The organism is Hwanghaeella grinnelliae (assembly GCF_004005845.1).
Classification (GTDB): Bacteria; Pseudomonadota; Alphaproteobacteria; order UBA8366; family Aestuariispiraceae; genus Hwanghaeella; species Hwanghaeella grinnelliae.
In genome coordinates, this window is the sequence record NZ_SADE01000001.1 from 166,211 (window position 1) to 180,981 (window position 14,771).

11 protein-coding genes are annotated in these 14,771 nt (G+C 58.4%); 1 reads left to right on the top strand and 10 read right to left on the bottom strand.

The window, feature by feature from the left end:
• Positions 1–14: 14 nt before the first annotated feature.
• The 10 genes from EOI86_RS00690 to EOI86_RS00735 form a co-directional block, all read right to left on the bottom strand.
• Positions 15–1,217, bottom strand: coding sequence for an amidase (locus tag EOI86_RS00690; RefSeq protein ID WP_127763227.1), 1,203 nt, complete (start codon positions 1,215–1,217; stop codon positions 15–17).
• 55 nt (positions 1,218–1,272) lie between these two features.
• Positions 1,273–2,592: an HlyD family type I secretion periplasmic adaptor subunit gene (locus EOI86_RS00695; protein WP_161973638.1), complete on the bottom strand. Its 1,320-nt coding sequence runs from the start codon at positions 2,590–2,592 to the stop codon at positions 1,273–1,275.
• Positions 2,593–2,605: 13 nt separating this feature from the next.
• Complete coding sequence (locus tag EOI86_RS00700; protein WP_205032012.1) at positions 2,606–5,344, bottom strand: type I secretion system permease/ATPase; 2,739 nt, start codon at positions 5,342–5,344, stop codon at positions 2,606–2,608.
• Between the two features lie 281 nt (positions 5,345–5,625).
• Positions 5,626–6,210 carry a hypothetical protein gene (locus EOI86_RS00705; protein WP_127763229.1) on the bottom strand — a complete coding sequence of 195 codons (585 nt, stop codon included), beginning with the start codon at positions 6,208–6,210 and terminating at the stop codon, positions 5,626–5,628.
• Between the two features lie 261 nt (positions 6,211–6,471).
• On the bottom strand, positions 6,472–7,431 hold the full coding sequence (locus EOI86_RS00710; protein WP_240035540.1) for an ABC transporter permease: 960 nt from the start codon (positions 7,429–7,431) through the stop codon (positions 6,472–6,474).
• A 3-nt stretch (positions 7,432–7,434) separates the two neighbouring features.
• Positions 7,435–8,397 (bottom strand): ABC transporter permease, encoded by a 963-nt coding sequence (locus tag EOI86_RS00715; RefSeq protein ID WP_127763230.1) that lies wholly within the window; start codon positions 8,395–8,397, stop codon positions 7,435–7,437.
• Between the two features lie 46 nt (positions 8,398–8,443).
• Positions 8,444–10,132 (bottom strand): peptide ABC transporter substrate-binding protein, encoded by a 1,689-nt coding sequence (locus EOI86_RS00720; RefSeq protein WP_127763231.1) that lies wholly within the window; start codon positions 10,130–10,132, stop codon positions 8,444–8,446.
• A 109-nt stretch (positions 10,133–10,241) separates the two neighbouring features.
• Positions 10,242–10,907, bottom strand: a complete 666-nt coding sequence (locus tag EOI86_RS00725; RefSeq protein ID WP_338033031.1) for an orotate phosphoribosyltransferase — start codon at positions 10,905–10,907, stop codon at positions 10,242–10,244.
• Positions 10,908–10,958: 51 nt separating this feature from the next.
• A complete protein-coding gene (locus tag EOI86_RS00730) occupies positions 10,959–11,939 on the bottom strand; it encodes a TDT family transporter (RefSeq protein WP_127763233.1) in 981 nt (326 codons plus the stop codon).
• A gap of 31 nt (positions 11,940–11,970) precedes the next feature.
• Positions 11,971–13,299: an NAD(P)/FAD-dependent oxidoreductase gene (locus EOI86_RS00735; protein WP_127763234.1), complete on the bottom strand. Its 1,329-nt coding sequence runs from the start codon at positions 13,297–13,299 to the stop codon at positions 11,971–11,973.
• A gap of 263 nt (positions 13,300–13,562) precedes the next feature.
• Here EOI86_RS00735 and EOI86_RS00740 point away from each other — a divergent pair, with 263 nt between their 5' ends.
• Complete coding sequence (locus EOI86_RS00740; RefSeq protein ID WP_127763235.1) at positions 13,563–14,501, top strand: acetamidase/formamidase family protein; 939 nt, start codon at positions 13,563–13,565, stop codon at positions 14,499–14,501.
• The last annotated feature ends 270 nt before the right edge of the window (positions 14,502–14,771 follow it).

Below are 14,771 nucleotides of genomic sequence, written 5' to 3' on the forward strand. Positions count from 1 at the left end.
GGCAATTCTGTCGATCAGACCAAGAGTGGCGCGACCCCATTCTGGGCTACGCCCGCAAGCTTGCCCGCTATATCCAGCAACAACTCGTCGCCTCCGGGCCCCGCCATCAGCGATAGGCCGACCGGGCAGCCATCCACCTGGCCGACGGGAATGTTTATCTGGGGCACCTTGCCCAGACTTCCGATGCCGGTTAGCTGCAGGGCGCGGTAACGGAAGGATTCCAGGCTCTCCGCCGGTTGGCCAATCTCAGGCGCGATGCCGGGGGATGTCGGCAGAACCATGATCGTGCCTGGTTGAAGGATCGTATTCAGCCGGTCGATCACTTTGGCGCGTCCGGCGTCCGCCTCCGCCTTGTCAGCGTCGCTGATCGTTGGGACCCATTTCATCCGTTCAGCAATGCCGGGTCCGAAAGTTGGGTTTTCGGCTTCCACCCAGGCGCGATGCTCCTGCCATATTTCCCATCCCTGAATGACTCGAAACAAGGGGGACCAGGAGCCGATCCCTTCGGGGACCAGAGTGATTTCATGTACGATCGGGGTAAGGTGACGCAGGCGTTCGGCGATCGGGCGCAGCACATCCTGAACAGCCGGGTCGGCCAAAGCCCAGGCGTCTACGGGTACCAATGTTTGTTGTAGTGGGGCCGGACCGGACCAGTCGTCAAACAGGACCTTGCCGACGATTTCCAAAACCGCCGGATCGCGTGCAAACCATCCAATTGTGTCGAAACTCCGCGCAAGCGCCATCAGGCCCTGCAATGGAATACGTCCATGGGTCGGTCTGATGCCAAAAATGCCGCAATAGCTGGCGGGAAGGCGAACCGACCCGCCCGTATCGGTCCCCAGCGCATAGTCGCAAAGCGCGCCGGCCACGGCAGCCGCGGACCCGCTGCTTGATCCGCCGGGGATGCGGCCTTTCGCGTTGACGTTTACCGGTGTGCCGTAGAAATGGTTTTCGCCGTTCAAGGAATAGGCGATTTCATCGGTATGGGTCTTGCCGACCAGGGTTCCGCCCGCCGCAAGAAGTTTGTGAATGACGGGGGCCGTTTCCTCATCTTCGTCATGCGAATCCAGCCAATCCGGATTTCCACAGCCCGCCTTCGTTCCCGCGATGTGGTAAAGATCCTTCACCGCGAAGGTCGTTTGCGCCAACGGCCCGTCCACGGCCCCTTCAATCTGGATGTCGCAATGGTCCACGAATGCGCCCAATTGATCCGTCATGCTCGTTCGTCCCCCGTTCCGAAACGTATTGCTCTGACGACAGGTTGGGCTGTTCTCAGCGCTCGCGCAAGGCGTTCTGCTGTGCTTTCAATATCGGTTTCAGCAGGTATTGCAGAACGGTCTTTTCCCCAGTCAGGATATCAACCGAAGCGGTCATCCCCGTCGTAATGGGCTTGTCTGGGGCAAGGCTCGTGTCGTCGGTGCGTAGACGAATACGATAGAAGGTTTCGCCTTGCTCGTCAGTAATCGTATCCGCGCTGATGTCGATCAGTTCCGCGTCCAAGCCGCCCCAGATGGAGAAGTCGTAGGCGGTTAGTTTCACGACGGCCTTAAGACCGGGGAACAGCTGGGCACGGTCCGACGGCTTGATACGTGCTTCAACCAGCAACGCGTCTTCCAACGGCACAATTTCCAACAGCTCGTCACCGGGCCGAACCACCCCGCCAATCGTGTTGATCAGCAGTTTGTTGACCGTTCCTTTGACGGGGGAGCGCACTTCCGTCCGCGTCGCCCGGTCGATTCCGGCGGAGATGTCTTCGTACAGGCGTGAGGCTTCGACCCTGGTATTGTTCAGCTCCTGCTGCGCTTCGGTTCGGAAGGAGGACGTCTTTTCCTCGATACGCTGCCGCGCTTCGTTCAGGACTGATTGCAGGCGTGGGACCGCATTCTTGGCTGTTTGGACTTGCGATCGCAGGTCTTCCATCTTCTGCTGCAACCGGATCAGGTCGATTTTCGCGGAAACGCCCTGATCAACCAATGGCTTGAGCAGCTTGTATTCCTGATCGGCGAGGGCGAGCTGGTTTTCCGCTTGCTTACGGCGGGTGCTGATTTCCTGCAATTCTTGGCGTTTCTGGGCGGTTTGTTCGCGCAGGATCTGGACCTGTTGTTCCAACTGGTTCGTCCGCCGTTCAAACAGCCGTTGTTCCGCGGTGGCCAGTTCGGGCGCGCGGGTTACCACATCCTGCGGGAATTCGATCGTTTCCGCCCCCACGGCTTCCGCTTCAAGCCGGGCTGCGGTTGCCAACAGGTTCACATATTGCTTTCGCTTTTCGGCCAAATCCGCCTCGGCGACACGGTTTTCGATGCGCATCAAGGGGTCGCCCTGCAGGACTATCTGGCCTTCCCGCACCAGGATTTCGGAAACGATCCCACCTTCCAGATGCTGGATGATTTGGGTTTGGCTTGAAGGGATGATACGGCCTTCGCCGCGGGTCACTTCGTCCAATGTGGCGTTGTAGGCCCAGGTTATGAAGGCAACAAAGAAAAGCGCGATGGTAAACAGCATGATATGGGCAACGCGGCTTGCGCTCTTCGCGCCCTTGCGCCCTTCATCCTCAAAGAGGTCATCGTCCCAACTGCCGCCGAGTCCAGCCATTACCGTGATCCTATCAAGTCTTCGCGGTTTGGATGCGGCCGCTGGCCAGCGCTTCCATAACCTGGTCCTTGGGGCCGTCCGCCACCAGCAGGCCACCATCCATGACGATCAAGCGGTCGACCAGCGTCAGCAGTGATCCGCGATGAGTTACCAAAACCAGGGTTTTACCGGCCAGCATCGACTGCATACGCTGTTTGAAACGGCCTTCCGTCGTGTTGTCCATGGAACTGGTCGGTTCGTCTAGCATCATGATCGGCGGGTTCAGCAATAGGGCGCGGGCGATTGAAATGGCTTGCCGTTGACCGCCGGAGAGAGATTGCCCCCGTTCGCCGACCGGCATGTCCAAGCCCAAGGGGTGGCGACTGGTGAACTCATCGACCCCGGAGATCCGTGCGGCGCGGAGGATCATTTCATCGTCCGCAAAGGGAGCCCCCAAAGCGATGTTTTCTTTTACCGTGCCGAAGAACAGGTAGTTATCCTGTGGCACGACGCCGATGCTGCGGCGCAGATCGGCGGGGTCGATCTGCCGCGTATCCGTGCCGTCGACCAAGACCGACCCTTCGGTTGGGTCATACAGGCCCATGATCAAACGTTCGACGGTACTTTTGCCGGACCCTATTCGGCCGATAATGCCGACTTTTTCGCCCGCCTCGATCTTGAAGGAGACTTTCTGAAGCGCACTGGTCTTGGCTTCCGGGTAGGAGAATCCGACATCCTTGAACTCGATCTGGCCACTAAATTTCTGTCGGTTGACGAAACTGCGTCCCTCAGGGCGCTCCACCGGCGTCTGCATCATGCCGTCCAAGGCGGAAAGCGAATTGCGAGCCTGATGGAACCTCGTGGCAATGGCGGCGATCTGCCCAAGCGGGGCCATCGCGCGCCCCGACAGGATCGTACAGGCGACGAGCGCCCCTACAGTCATTTCGCCTTCTTGAATCAGGTACACACCGACGATGATGACTAGAACGGTCACCATCTGCATTGCGAAGCCGGAGAAGTTCATCGCAATCTGCGACCAGCGCGTCGCCCGCATCGCCGACCGTGCGGTGCGGTTTACGAACAGTTCCCAACTACGCTGCATCCTGCCTTCCGAGGCGGTGGACTTGATCGTCTCAATCCCTGAAATCGCTTCAATCAGGATAGCGTGTTTCTGCTGCGCTTCACGAAACGTTTCCTGCACGATCTTCTTCATGGGAATTTGCATCAGCATGCCGATCGGAATCACGATCGCGACCATCACGGCCGGCACGATCGCGACCGGACCACCGATAACGTAAATGATAGCGACAAACATGAAGATGAAGGGAAGATCGATTAACGCAACGAGGGTCGAAGACGTAAAGAACTCCCGGATCGACTCGAATTCGCGCATCTGGTTTGCGAGCGCCCCTGCGGAAGGCGGGCGGTGGGCCATTTTCATGCCAAGCATTTGTTGGAACAGGCGCGCGGCGATTTTTGTGTCGGCGGCCTTCCCGGCGCTATCGACCAAATAGGCCCGCAACAGTTTCAAGATGAAGTCGAAGACGAAGACCGTGGTGACCCCGAAAGCGAGGACCCACAAGGTTTCCTCCGCGAAGTTGGGAACAACGCGGTCATAGACGTTCATGGTGAAGAGCGGGCTGGCAATGGCGAACAGATTGATCAGCATCGCGGCGATCATGACTTCCACATAAAGCGTCCAGGAAGACATGATCGTGCCCCAGAACCATCCTTTCGGGTTCTTTTGGTGCAGGTCGACGGCGCGTGTGTCGAACTGGAATTCCGGGCGCGCGAAAATCGTATACCCGTCATATTCCTGATGGAGTTCCGAAAATGGAATTTCCCGAGCACCGGCCCCCATTTCAGGGAGGACGATTGTTACTTTTTCACGCCCCTTGATCTTGGTGATCACGGCGGCCCGCTTGCCTTGCAGCAAGACAACACAGGGCAGGGACATTTGGGATATGTCCTCGAGCTTGCGTTTTACGAGGCGTGACGCGATGCCCGCGCGTTCAGCCGCCCGTTGGAACAGGTCGGGCGTCAGGTGACCGTCATCCAGGGGAAGCCCGGCGGTAAGCGCATCTGATGAGATTGGGCGATCTAACAGGGTGCACAGGATGGTTAGGCATCCCAGCAAAGGGTCATCGTTGTTCTGGCGTGAAGGCCGCACCGACCAGTTGTCGGCCAAGCCCCTTCGGTCGGCTCCGGCGCGTTCTTCATGCCGCCGGTCCCCACCGTCCCGCCGTTCCTCCTCTACCGGAACGGGCGGCGGTTCCACTTTTCGCGCTGCGATCGGATCCTTCGTTTGGGTGCCTGCGCCAGCATTGCTCAGCATGTCGCGCTCGCCAGTTCCGGCATCTTTGTCGGCGGCTTCGGTCGGCGTTTCGAGAAGGTTGCCACGAAGATGAATGTCCTCGGCTTTCCCGTCCGTCCTGTCTGCCGGTGCCGGCTTGGGCATCTGCCCGCCGGATCCTTCGGATTTTTCCAACGTCACACCGCCGAGTTCCGGCAATAGTTCTTCAGCGTCAGCGGATGCGCTTATTGCGGCGGGGGCGGCATTGAGGCCTTCGGCAGGCTCTTTGGGGCTTAGCCCATCAGGTTTGGCGGTGTCGGGTAGGGTTTCTTCAGGCGTTTCGGCCTTCTTCGCGGCGCCCTTTTTCGCGCCGAATAGCCGGTTAAGCCCGGTGTTGCTGTCACCGGAGTCAGACAGGGGCGGATCCACCGGGTCGTCATCGCTCTGCCGGTTGGCTTTTACTTCATCATCTGTGGCCATTCGGCGGCTCTGTTTGTCGTATCCAAGGAAAGAAGCCGTAGTGTATCCCTAAATTTCCTTTGAATAAACTGTCCAGTTATTAATGTGCGGTGTCGTTATTATTGCTGTCGTCTCTCTAACGATAAATCGGTACGGAGGTATTTATTTCAGTCCGGCATAAATTCATAAAAATATACTTGCAGTCTTTTTGAAGAAGGTAGGCGTCACAGCGGAAGAAGTCGGATGTTGGGCCGAAGGACGGCTCAAAGCGGGACTTTCGAGGGGGCTTGAAAACGAACGGATCAGGCGAATTGGTCGACCAGTTGACCCAGTTCGCGCGTTTGTGCGGAAAAGGCAGTTACATCCGTATTCCCAACAACCACGCCGGTATCGCCTTCGTTGGTTTCCGCTTGATTTGTCTGGCCGCGTTCGGCGGCGGCCGCAACTTGGTCCGGTCCATCGATCGTCGCCGCATCCGTAGCCGCATCGCTTCGGAATGCCAAGTTCTGCGCCGGGTTCGTAGCCTCTTCCTGAAGAGCCTCGGCGGGCGTTCTGGACCCTGACCGACCGGCCTGCGCTTGTTCGAATGCGGTGCGGGCTTCAGCGCTGATCGATACCTGATCTTGAATTACCCGTCCGGAAGACCCGTTGACGTCTGAATTCGCTGACTGGTCGGTTCTCGTGGATTCAATCGGCTGAAACGCTAAGCCTTCGCCTACCGTCGCGGAAGCGGACGTAGTACCGGCCCCGGCGGACTCGGTCGTCCCCGCAGTTTGGGTCGTTGTCCGATTTTCCTCGGCATCGTTGTTGATCGCGTTTTGCTGTACTTCAACGCTTCGCTGCACAACAGCGCTCAACAGTCCGGTGATGCCTCCTAAGTCAGCCATTCCAAAACCTTCTACGGTCGTCTTTTAGCCCAACAATGCTAAGAACCCTAACCGCTTGAATCTAAGGAGTTTTCCTAACTAATTACCGCGACTGAGCCGGATACTAAGACAATATCGATTTCAGCTCAGTGACGGGAAACACACTACAGCTCTCTACAAAATGTAGTGCTTCGCCCAATAGAATTCAAGAAAAACCAAGGTTAACCGGTTGAAAGTCAACTAAAATTGAAGAATTCGGTCCAGTGGCTTGTGAGCGATTATCTAGCGATTGCTCAGTGCTTTTGGGTCCAAGGCGTCCTGCAAGCCGTCCCCCAGGAAATTGAAGGCGATGACGGTCACGAAAATCAACGTGCCGGGCCATATCGCCAACAAGGGACTGTCCCAGATGATATCTTGGGCGTTGGTCAGCATATTTCCCCAACTTGGAGTCGGCGGTTGAATGCCCAGGCCCAGGAAGCTGAGTACTGACTCGAACAGAATGATATTGCCGATGGACAAGGTGGTCGCGACGACAAGGGGGGATGCGCAATTGGGTAGGATGTGAACGAATAGAATGCGGGCGGGGCCGGCCCCTTGGGCAATTGCGGCCCTCACGAAATCGCGGCGTCGCAGGCTGAGGGCCTCGGCCCGGACAAGCCGTGCCACGGTGGTCCAGCCGACCAGCGCAATGATGACCACAATCCGGTACAGGTTGGCGTTCTGGCCGGATGCGGTTTCTGGCGTAAAACCTAGTTTTGTGAGGTCAACCGCCGCCAGCACGATCAACAGGGGCAACAAGGGCAGGGCGATGACGCCATCGGTCAGGCGCATTAGCAGGGAATCCAGCGGGCCGCCGAAATAGCCTGCCGCAAGACCGACCGCCGCGCCGATCACCGCGGTGATGATGGCCGTGACCAGCGCCACGGCGAGGGAAACCCTGCCGCCGTATAACAGCCTTACCAAGACGTCTCTGCCGGCTTCGTCCGTGCCCAGGGGGTTGCTCGCGGATGAAGGCGCCAGTCGGTTAAACAAGTCCGCGGTTACCCCGTCCGTGCCCAGCATGTCAGCGATCAAGGGCGCGCAGAGAGCAAGGCCGCACAGGAATGCCAATACCAAGCCGCTGAGCAGCGCCAGCCGATGATCCAGAAACCGCCTGATCCTGCGGCGCATCGGGGATTGGCCGCTTGGGGATCGTGCCCGTTCTAACGCGGTCTGAGTCGGGTTCGCTGTGTCGTTTGGCATCGCCTAGGGTTCCTCCGCCCGAAAATCGAGCCTTGGATCGAGCGCGACATAGGATATGTCCGCCAAGACGTTGCCCAGCAGGGTCATGCCGGTTGCCATCAGCAACCCTACCAGTGCGAGATTAAAATCATTGCCCAGGATCGCGTCGTAAATCGTCTTCCCCATGCCGAGCCAGGCGAACATTGTTTCGGTGATCAAGGCGCCGGAAAACAGGGTCCCAAAGCTTAAGGCGATGACGGTCACAAGCGGTAGCAGGGCGTTGCGCAAGGCGTGCCCATAGATCACCCGCGTCCTCGTCATGCCCTTGGCAGAAGCGGTGCGGATGAAATCCTGGCGCAGGGTTTGAAGCATGGAGGCGCGCATGAACCGGGTAAATCCACCGACTGAGGCGAGTGTCAGGACACCGATGGGCAGAACCGCATGCTGTATTCCTTCCCAAATGCTTGCACCGGGCGGCGCTTGGCCCCCGGCCGGAAACCACCCCAGAGTGACAGAAAAAAGCATGATCGCCATCAAGGCCAGCCAGAAGGGTGGCGCGCTGATTCCGGCAAAACAGGACAAGTTCACTAGATAGTCGATCACCGAATAGGGTCGTGCCGCCGCGGCGATACCGAGCGGTATGGCCAGCAACAGGGAAAGCGCGAGGCTAATTCCAACCAAAAGGGCGGTGTTGGCCAAGCGTGGGCCGATGACATCCAAAACCGGTTGGCTATAGAGGCGCGAATACCCGAAATCACCGCCAAGCGCGGAAGTAAGCCAATTGCCGTACCGTTTGAGCAGGGGCTGATCCAATCCGTACAAAGCCTTCAGGCGCGCCGCATCCGCCGATGTGAAATCCGGGTTGGCGGCGATCATCAGGTCGATGGGATCGCCGGGCATAAGCCCGATCAAGGCATAAATCAGGAATGACATGACTGCCAGCACGAGCAGGCATTGCAGCAATCGGGTCGCCAGGAAGCGGATCATGCGCCTGTCTCCCGTCCGACCGAGAGGGGACCAGCTTTCGCATCCGTCATTCCGTGACGGTCCATTCTTCCACCCAGTTCGTGCTCGGATATTGATGACCCGTGGGGCGAACGCCTTTCAACCATGTCGGCAGAATATAGGAATTGGCGCGGAAATAGAGCGGCAGCGCCGGCAAGTCCTCCGCGTAGAGTGTCTGCATTTCTTCCCAAAGTTTCCGGTTAGCCTCGGGTTCGCAGACCAGTTCCAGGTCGTCGAGAGTCTTGTCCATCCTGTCCGATGCGTAACCGGTATAGTTCTGCCCGGCCCAGGCATTCTCTTCCGTTGGAATCATCTCGGAATGCAGGGTTGAACGCGGAATGCTCTGTGGCGCGGAAAACCAGGCGAACATCGCGAGGCCCGTGAATTTTCGTTTCGACACGGTTTCACCGAAAAAGACGCGCGCGGGTTCGTTGCGGATCGTCACATCGATCCCCAATTCCTTCCACTGGCTCTGCAATACCTGTTGGACCAGTTCGCGGCTTTTGTTCCCGGCGGTTGTCATTAGGTCGAATTGCAGTGCTGTGCCGTCAGCGTTGCGGCGGATACCCCCGGCACCCATCGGCCAACCGGCTTCGTCTAACATTTGCGCGGCCTTTGACGGGTCGTACGTGTATTTTGGCCCGTCTCCGTAGTAGACGGAATCAAGCGGGTTCGTCTGGCCGTGGGCGACAGGTTGCTTACCGGCAAAAAGCCGCTCGCTGATCGCCTGCCGGTCGATCCCGTGAAGTAAGGCACGGCGTACGCGTACGTCCGACAAGATTGGGTTGTTCAGCGCGACATCCAGGTGTTCATAGATCAGGCCCGGCTTGTAGATCACTTGATAATCCTCACCATGGCGTTTTTCGAACGAAAGTGCCTGATCTATTGATAGGCCTGTCGCCCCATCGATCATATCAATGTCACCCGCAAGCAGATTGGCCACCAGGGCAGCGGTGTTCTCAATGGTGCGGACGACGATCTGTTTGAAATAGGGTTTCTTTCCCCACCATAGCGGGTTCGGCTCCAAAACGATGCTGGCGCCAGGATTGACCTGCGTCACCCGGTAGGGGCCATACCACAGGCCGGGGTTGGCCGGGTCGCGGTCGTACAGAGTACGCTTGCGGTAGTCGGCGGCGGGTTCGAAAACGCCGCTCTCCAGATGGGCGGGAAGAAGGTTGAAATCCGCGAGGCCTTGATAATCGCAGCTCCGCCGGTCCATATGGAGAGTGAAGCGGTGGTCGTCATGAACGTCGATTGAGAGAATGCGGCGGTACAATTCGGAACTATCCGTGCCGGTTTCCGGATGGCGTCCGACGTCCCAGGTAAACAATACATCCTTGGTGGTGATTGGCGTGCCGTCGCCCCAAACCGCGCGCGGGTCCAGAGCATAGTCCAGCGCCATGCCGTCTTTGCCGTCCGGCGTTTTTTCATACCGTGCGGACCTTTTTGCGAGATCCGGCAGGTCGGTGCAGAGCAGGCAGGTCACCTTCCAGTCATGGTCATAGACGGTGATTTTTCGACGGGCCATGGCATTTACATATTCCTTGGCCAGCATGGAGTCGAAACTGGGGTGTAGCGTACTGGGGAACTGGCTTATGCCGATCACCAAGCGGTCCCGGTCATGATTCTGGGCGTTGGATTGAGCCGGCAGCCACACCGCGAACACGGTGAAAATAACGGCCAACAGCCGAGGAATCGGAAATCGTAAATTGCGCATATTGCCCCTTGCCTCGCTTCTGCGTTCCGCGCCAGCCGATGGCCGGGGCGCGGATTGCAGAAAGAGTATCACGCAGGCAGGGGCTGACCAGTAGGCCTAGGGAAGGGGATCAGTCTTCTTTACCGCCGTGGGCCTTCGACCAGGTAACGGGATCGTTCAGGAAGGCTTTGATTTCTGCGATTTGCTCGGCGGGAAACAGTTCGGCTTCCTCGACATACTCGAGCACATCCCACCAGGTGCAGAGCGCATGCAAGGCCACTCCTTGATCTTTGAGGTGGGCGACCGATTCCGGAAAAATGCCGTAGTGGAAGACGACGAAGCAATGGGCGCATTCCGCGCCGGCCTCTCGAATCCCTTCAACGAAGGAAAGCTTGGACCCGCCATCCGTGGCCAAATCTTCCACCAGAATGACTTTTTGGCCTTCCTGAAGGTCGCCCTCAATCCGGGCGTTCCGGCCGAATCCCTTGGGCTTCTTGCGGATGTAACACATGGGCAGCATCAATTCGTCGGCGATCCAGGCGGCGAAGGGGATGCCCGCGGTTTCCCCACCGGCGACGACGTCCAGGCTTTCGAACCCGACAGCTTCTTCGATCTGGGCCGCGCCCATCTGCATCAAACGGCGCCGGGCGCGCGGGAAGCCGATCAACCGCCGGCAATCCGTATAGACGGGGCTGGCGCGCCCGCTTGTGAAGATGAACGGGTCGTCCGGCTGGAACAGGATGGATTTGGTTTCGATCAGGATGCGCGCGGTGATTTGCGCGGGTGTCAGGCTCATCGTCATTGTCCCGTCTTCGGAATTTCATGAAATGTGGTAAGGCGCCACGGATTAGCCCGGCGCCTTGAACAGGCCGCCCTGGACCATGAACCGCGCGGTGCGCCAAGAAACCAGAATAACGACAAGGCTGGCAACCCCCAAGGTGAGCAGGGCTAGCGCGGCGCTGGCAGGTTCTTCGAGGTGATCGTTGTAGAGCATCGCGGCCCTCGTGAAAGCGTCCAGCGGAAAAGTGAAGGCCCACCAAGCCATGGTGAAGGGAAGCGCCAGGAAATCCTTTAGTTTCGTCACCAGAATAAGGGCCATCATACAGGCCACACCGAACAGCATATGCGCGAAGGGGTCCATATAGCCGCCCTGCAAATGAGCATAGGCGACGACGCAGAGCGACGGGGGCGTAAGAATAATGACCAAGGCCGGCCGCTGCGGCGGGGGCAATCCCTCAGCAAAAATGAGGCGGTATAAAAATAAGGGCGTCAAAGCCATCCAGAAAAATACGGCGACGCCAAACAGAAGCCAGTTGATAAAGGGATAGTCGAAGGCGGATCCAGCAATCGGCGCAAGGATGATGCCGACGGTGGGCAGCAGCCAGACCGGGGTGATGGATTGCACGCCCAACCCTTTGTTAAGCCAGACATATCCAACGACATGAATTGTTACGGCAAGTTGCCCGATCACACCGATCAACCAAAAAACTTCCCCGACAATCATCGCATAGGGTGTTATCACGCCGGCAATCAGCATGAAGTTCATCGGAATCGCGGCTATCAGGCTGGCCGTCGGCACCGAACGCGCTTCTGTCAGTGTCGCTTGCGGAAACCGGATTGTTTTCATGCCGTAGAGCACAAGGGCGGCCAGGAAAAAGCCCGCCCCGAAGCCTGAGATTGTTTCCCCAATCCAACCCGGTATACCGAACCCCGCACCTGCGTCACGCCAGGCCAGGCCCAAGCCAACGATACCGAGCACCGCGGGGAATACCGCGATGGAAAAATACTGTAGACCATGGGCGGCCTGCTTTTCGGGGTCCTTTGTCACACTCTATCCTGTGTCAGGGTTTTACTTGGGCTCAGGTTTCCGAGAACGGCGCGATCTTTGTGCCGTCGTGGAACCGGCTGAATCGGAAAGGCTCAGGATCGACCACAGGATGCGCGCCGCTGACAAGGTCCGCCATAAGGCGTCCTGCTCCCGGTCCGATGCCGAAGCCATGGCCGCTGAAACCACTTGCTATGAAAAGGCCTGGCGTCTTCTCAACTGGTGAAATCGCCGGCACGGCGTCCGGTGTGACGTCAATCGCGCCGGCCCAGCCTTCTTCGATTGTCGCTTTTGCGAAAGCCGGGAAAGCGGCGATCAGGTTCCGTTTTGCTTCGCCCAGGATGTCCTGGCTCGGTTCCGGGTCCCAAATGCGGTTCTCTTCGAAGGGGGAGACGTCGTCCATACCCCATCTACGGTTCTGCCGGATGGCTTCCATGAAACGGGGCCCGAGGCGAATGCGCAGTGATTTGCGTTCCATCTGGAAGGCGGCCCAGAAAGATTTCATCAGCCGGAAACTGTCCGGTGTCAGATGGTAATAAGAAGCACCGCCATGGGCGATCGTGTAGCCGCCGTCCAGGCGTTTGCGGATAGCGAAATTGGGGCCGCAAACGGAAGTATCGATCTCCGCCTCCAGCGGCGCGGTCCGCATGACGCTGGAAATCACGGTCTGCTGCGGGAAGTCGATGCCGTGGCGGCGCAGGAAGAGGCGTGACCAGGCCCCGCCGGCGACGACCAATGCGTCTGTTTCGATCGGGCCTCGTTCGGTGAAGACCATGGAAACACGACCGCCCTTCGTTTCAAAGCCGCGGATGGCGCAATCGGTCAGGACCGCACCGCCCAGCCTTTGAACGGCACGTGCGATGGCCGGCGCGGCCTTGGATGGTTCTGCCCGACCGTCGCTTGCGGTATAAAGCGCACCCAGCCATTTTTGCGCGCCGCCCGGGGCGATGGCGTCCAGCGCGTCGCCCGTCAGCAGTTTTGTGTCCAATTGATATTGCTGGGCATAGCCGACCCATTCTTCATACCGCTCCAAGTCCTCCCTGGTAGCGGCCAGATACGCGACACCGGCTTGTCGGAAACCGGTTTCGTCTTCTATTTCCTCGTTCAGGCCGCGCCAGATTTTCAGGCTTTCGATGATCAAGGGTATTTCGCCCGGGTCCCGGCCCTGCTGCCGGCAATAGCCCCAGTTTCGGCTCGATTGTTCCCCGCCGATCCGTCCCTTTTCACAAAGCGCGACGGATAGCCCTTTTTTCGCCAGGAAATAGGCGGTGGAAACGCCGGCAATGCCGCCGCCCACAATAACGACGTCAACTTTCTTGGGAAGTTTTTCCGTCGGTGTAATCGGATCTACGGGTGGGGACATGAATAACCTGCGACTGGGAAGGCGTGCGAACGGGGTGATTTGGTGTGCGGTGCAATGTCCGCTCGGGCCAATTTGTGGACCGTGGCGGCCGATCTTGCAACGGGTAGAGCTGTCTCACCGTGAAGACTGAAGCCTTAGAGCGTAGCCCCTGGAGCATTGTTGTTGCGATGCAGCATCGAATGGAGTCAGACTACTCTGATCGCCTCGGGAAGAAGGCGGCTGGAATTTTGTGCGGGGAATGCTTTTGCGAAGAGGGGGCTGCCATGGGCGCTGAATATCATCTGCCGTCGAAACCGGAGACGGTTCATTGGGGTTTTTGGGACGCGACGCTCGCGCCCGTGCTGAAAGTAAAGTCGGGCGACCGAGTGCGTATCGATGCACTCTCCGGGGAGCCGGAGGACATGCCCGATGGCAGGGCGGAGGTCGTTGAAGGACATAAGGAAGTCCATGAACAGAACGAACGTGGGCCCGGGCCGCATTTCCTGACCGGTCCGGTTTATGTAGAGGGCGCGATGCCGGGCGATGTGCTGCAGGTGAAGTTCCTGGACATTTCCCTGCGCGCGAACTGGGGCTGGAACCTGCAATTGCCCGATCTAGGCACCTTGCCGGAGGATTTTCCGGAAAAGCGGCGCTTGCATATTCCGCTCGACAAGGAAGCCATGGTCGCGCGTCCGCCCTGGGGCGGAGAAATTCCGCTGCGGCCCTTCTTCGGCAATTTCGGCGTCGCGCCGGACCCGTCGCTGGGCAAGTTCACCTCCGTCATCCCGCGGGAATTCGGCGGCAATATGGACAACAAGGAGCTGATCGAAGGCACGACCGTCTACTTCCCGGTCTTCAATGAAGGGGCTCTGTTTTCCGCGGGTGATGGCCATGCGGTGCAGGGTGACGGCGAGGTTTGCCTGACGGCGATCGAAACCTGCCTTAGCGGGACGGTCGAATTGACCGTGCGGAAGGACTTGAAGCTGACCATGCCGATGGCGGAAACGGACACAAGCTGGATCACCATGGGCATGAATGAGGATTTGGATGAGGCGGCGAAACAAGCCTTGCGGGAAATGATCGACCTTATCGTCAGGATCAGCGACCTGTCCCGGCAGGACGCGTATTCCCTTTGCAGCCTGGCCGCAGACCTGCGTGTCACCCAATTGGTCGATATCAACAAAGGTATTCACTGCGTGCTGCCGAAATCGGTTCTGCCCTAGGGCCGTGGGTCGACAATCCCGGATTGGATGCGCCCGGAACTGGTCGGTTCCGGGCGCTTTTCGGTTTATGCCGGACTATGATCTCGGTTGCCCGGATTCTTGCGCTGGCATCCCACCACCCCAAATTGCAATGCAAAAAATTTTCATTTTCATGTTGCGGCGCAAAAATTTTTGTAGGTAGGATCGTAGTTGTTACGACTAATTTTCGGTCTCGTTCGTGTGGCCGGGGGGTCGTTCCAACACAATGTCGGCTGGCCTGTATTCAAAGGT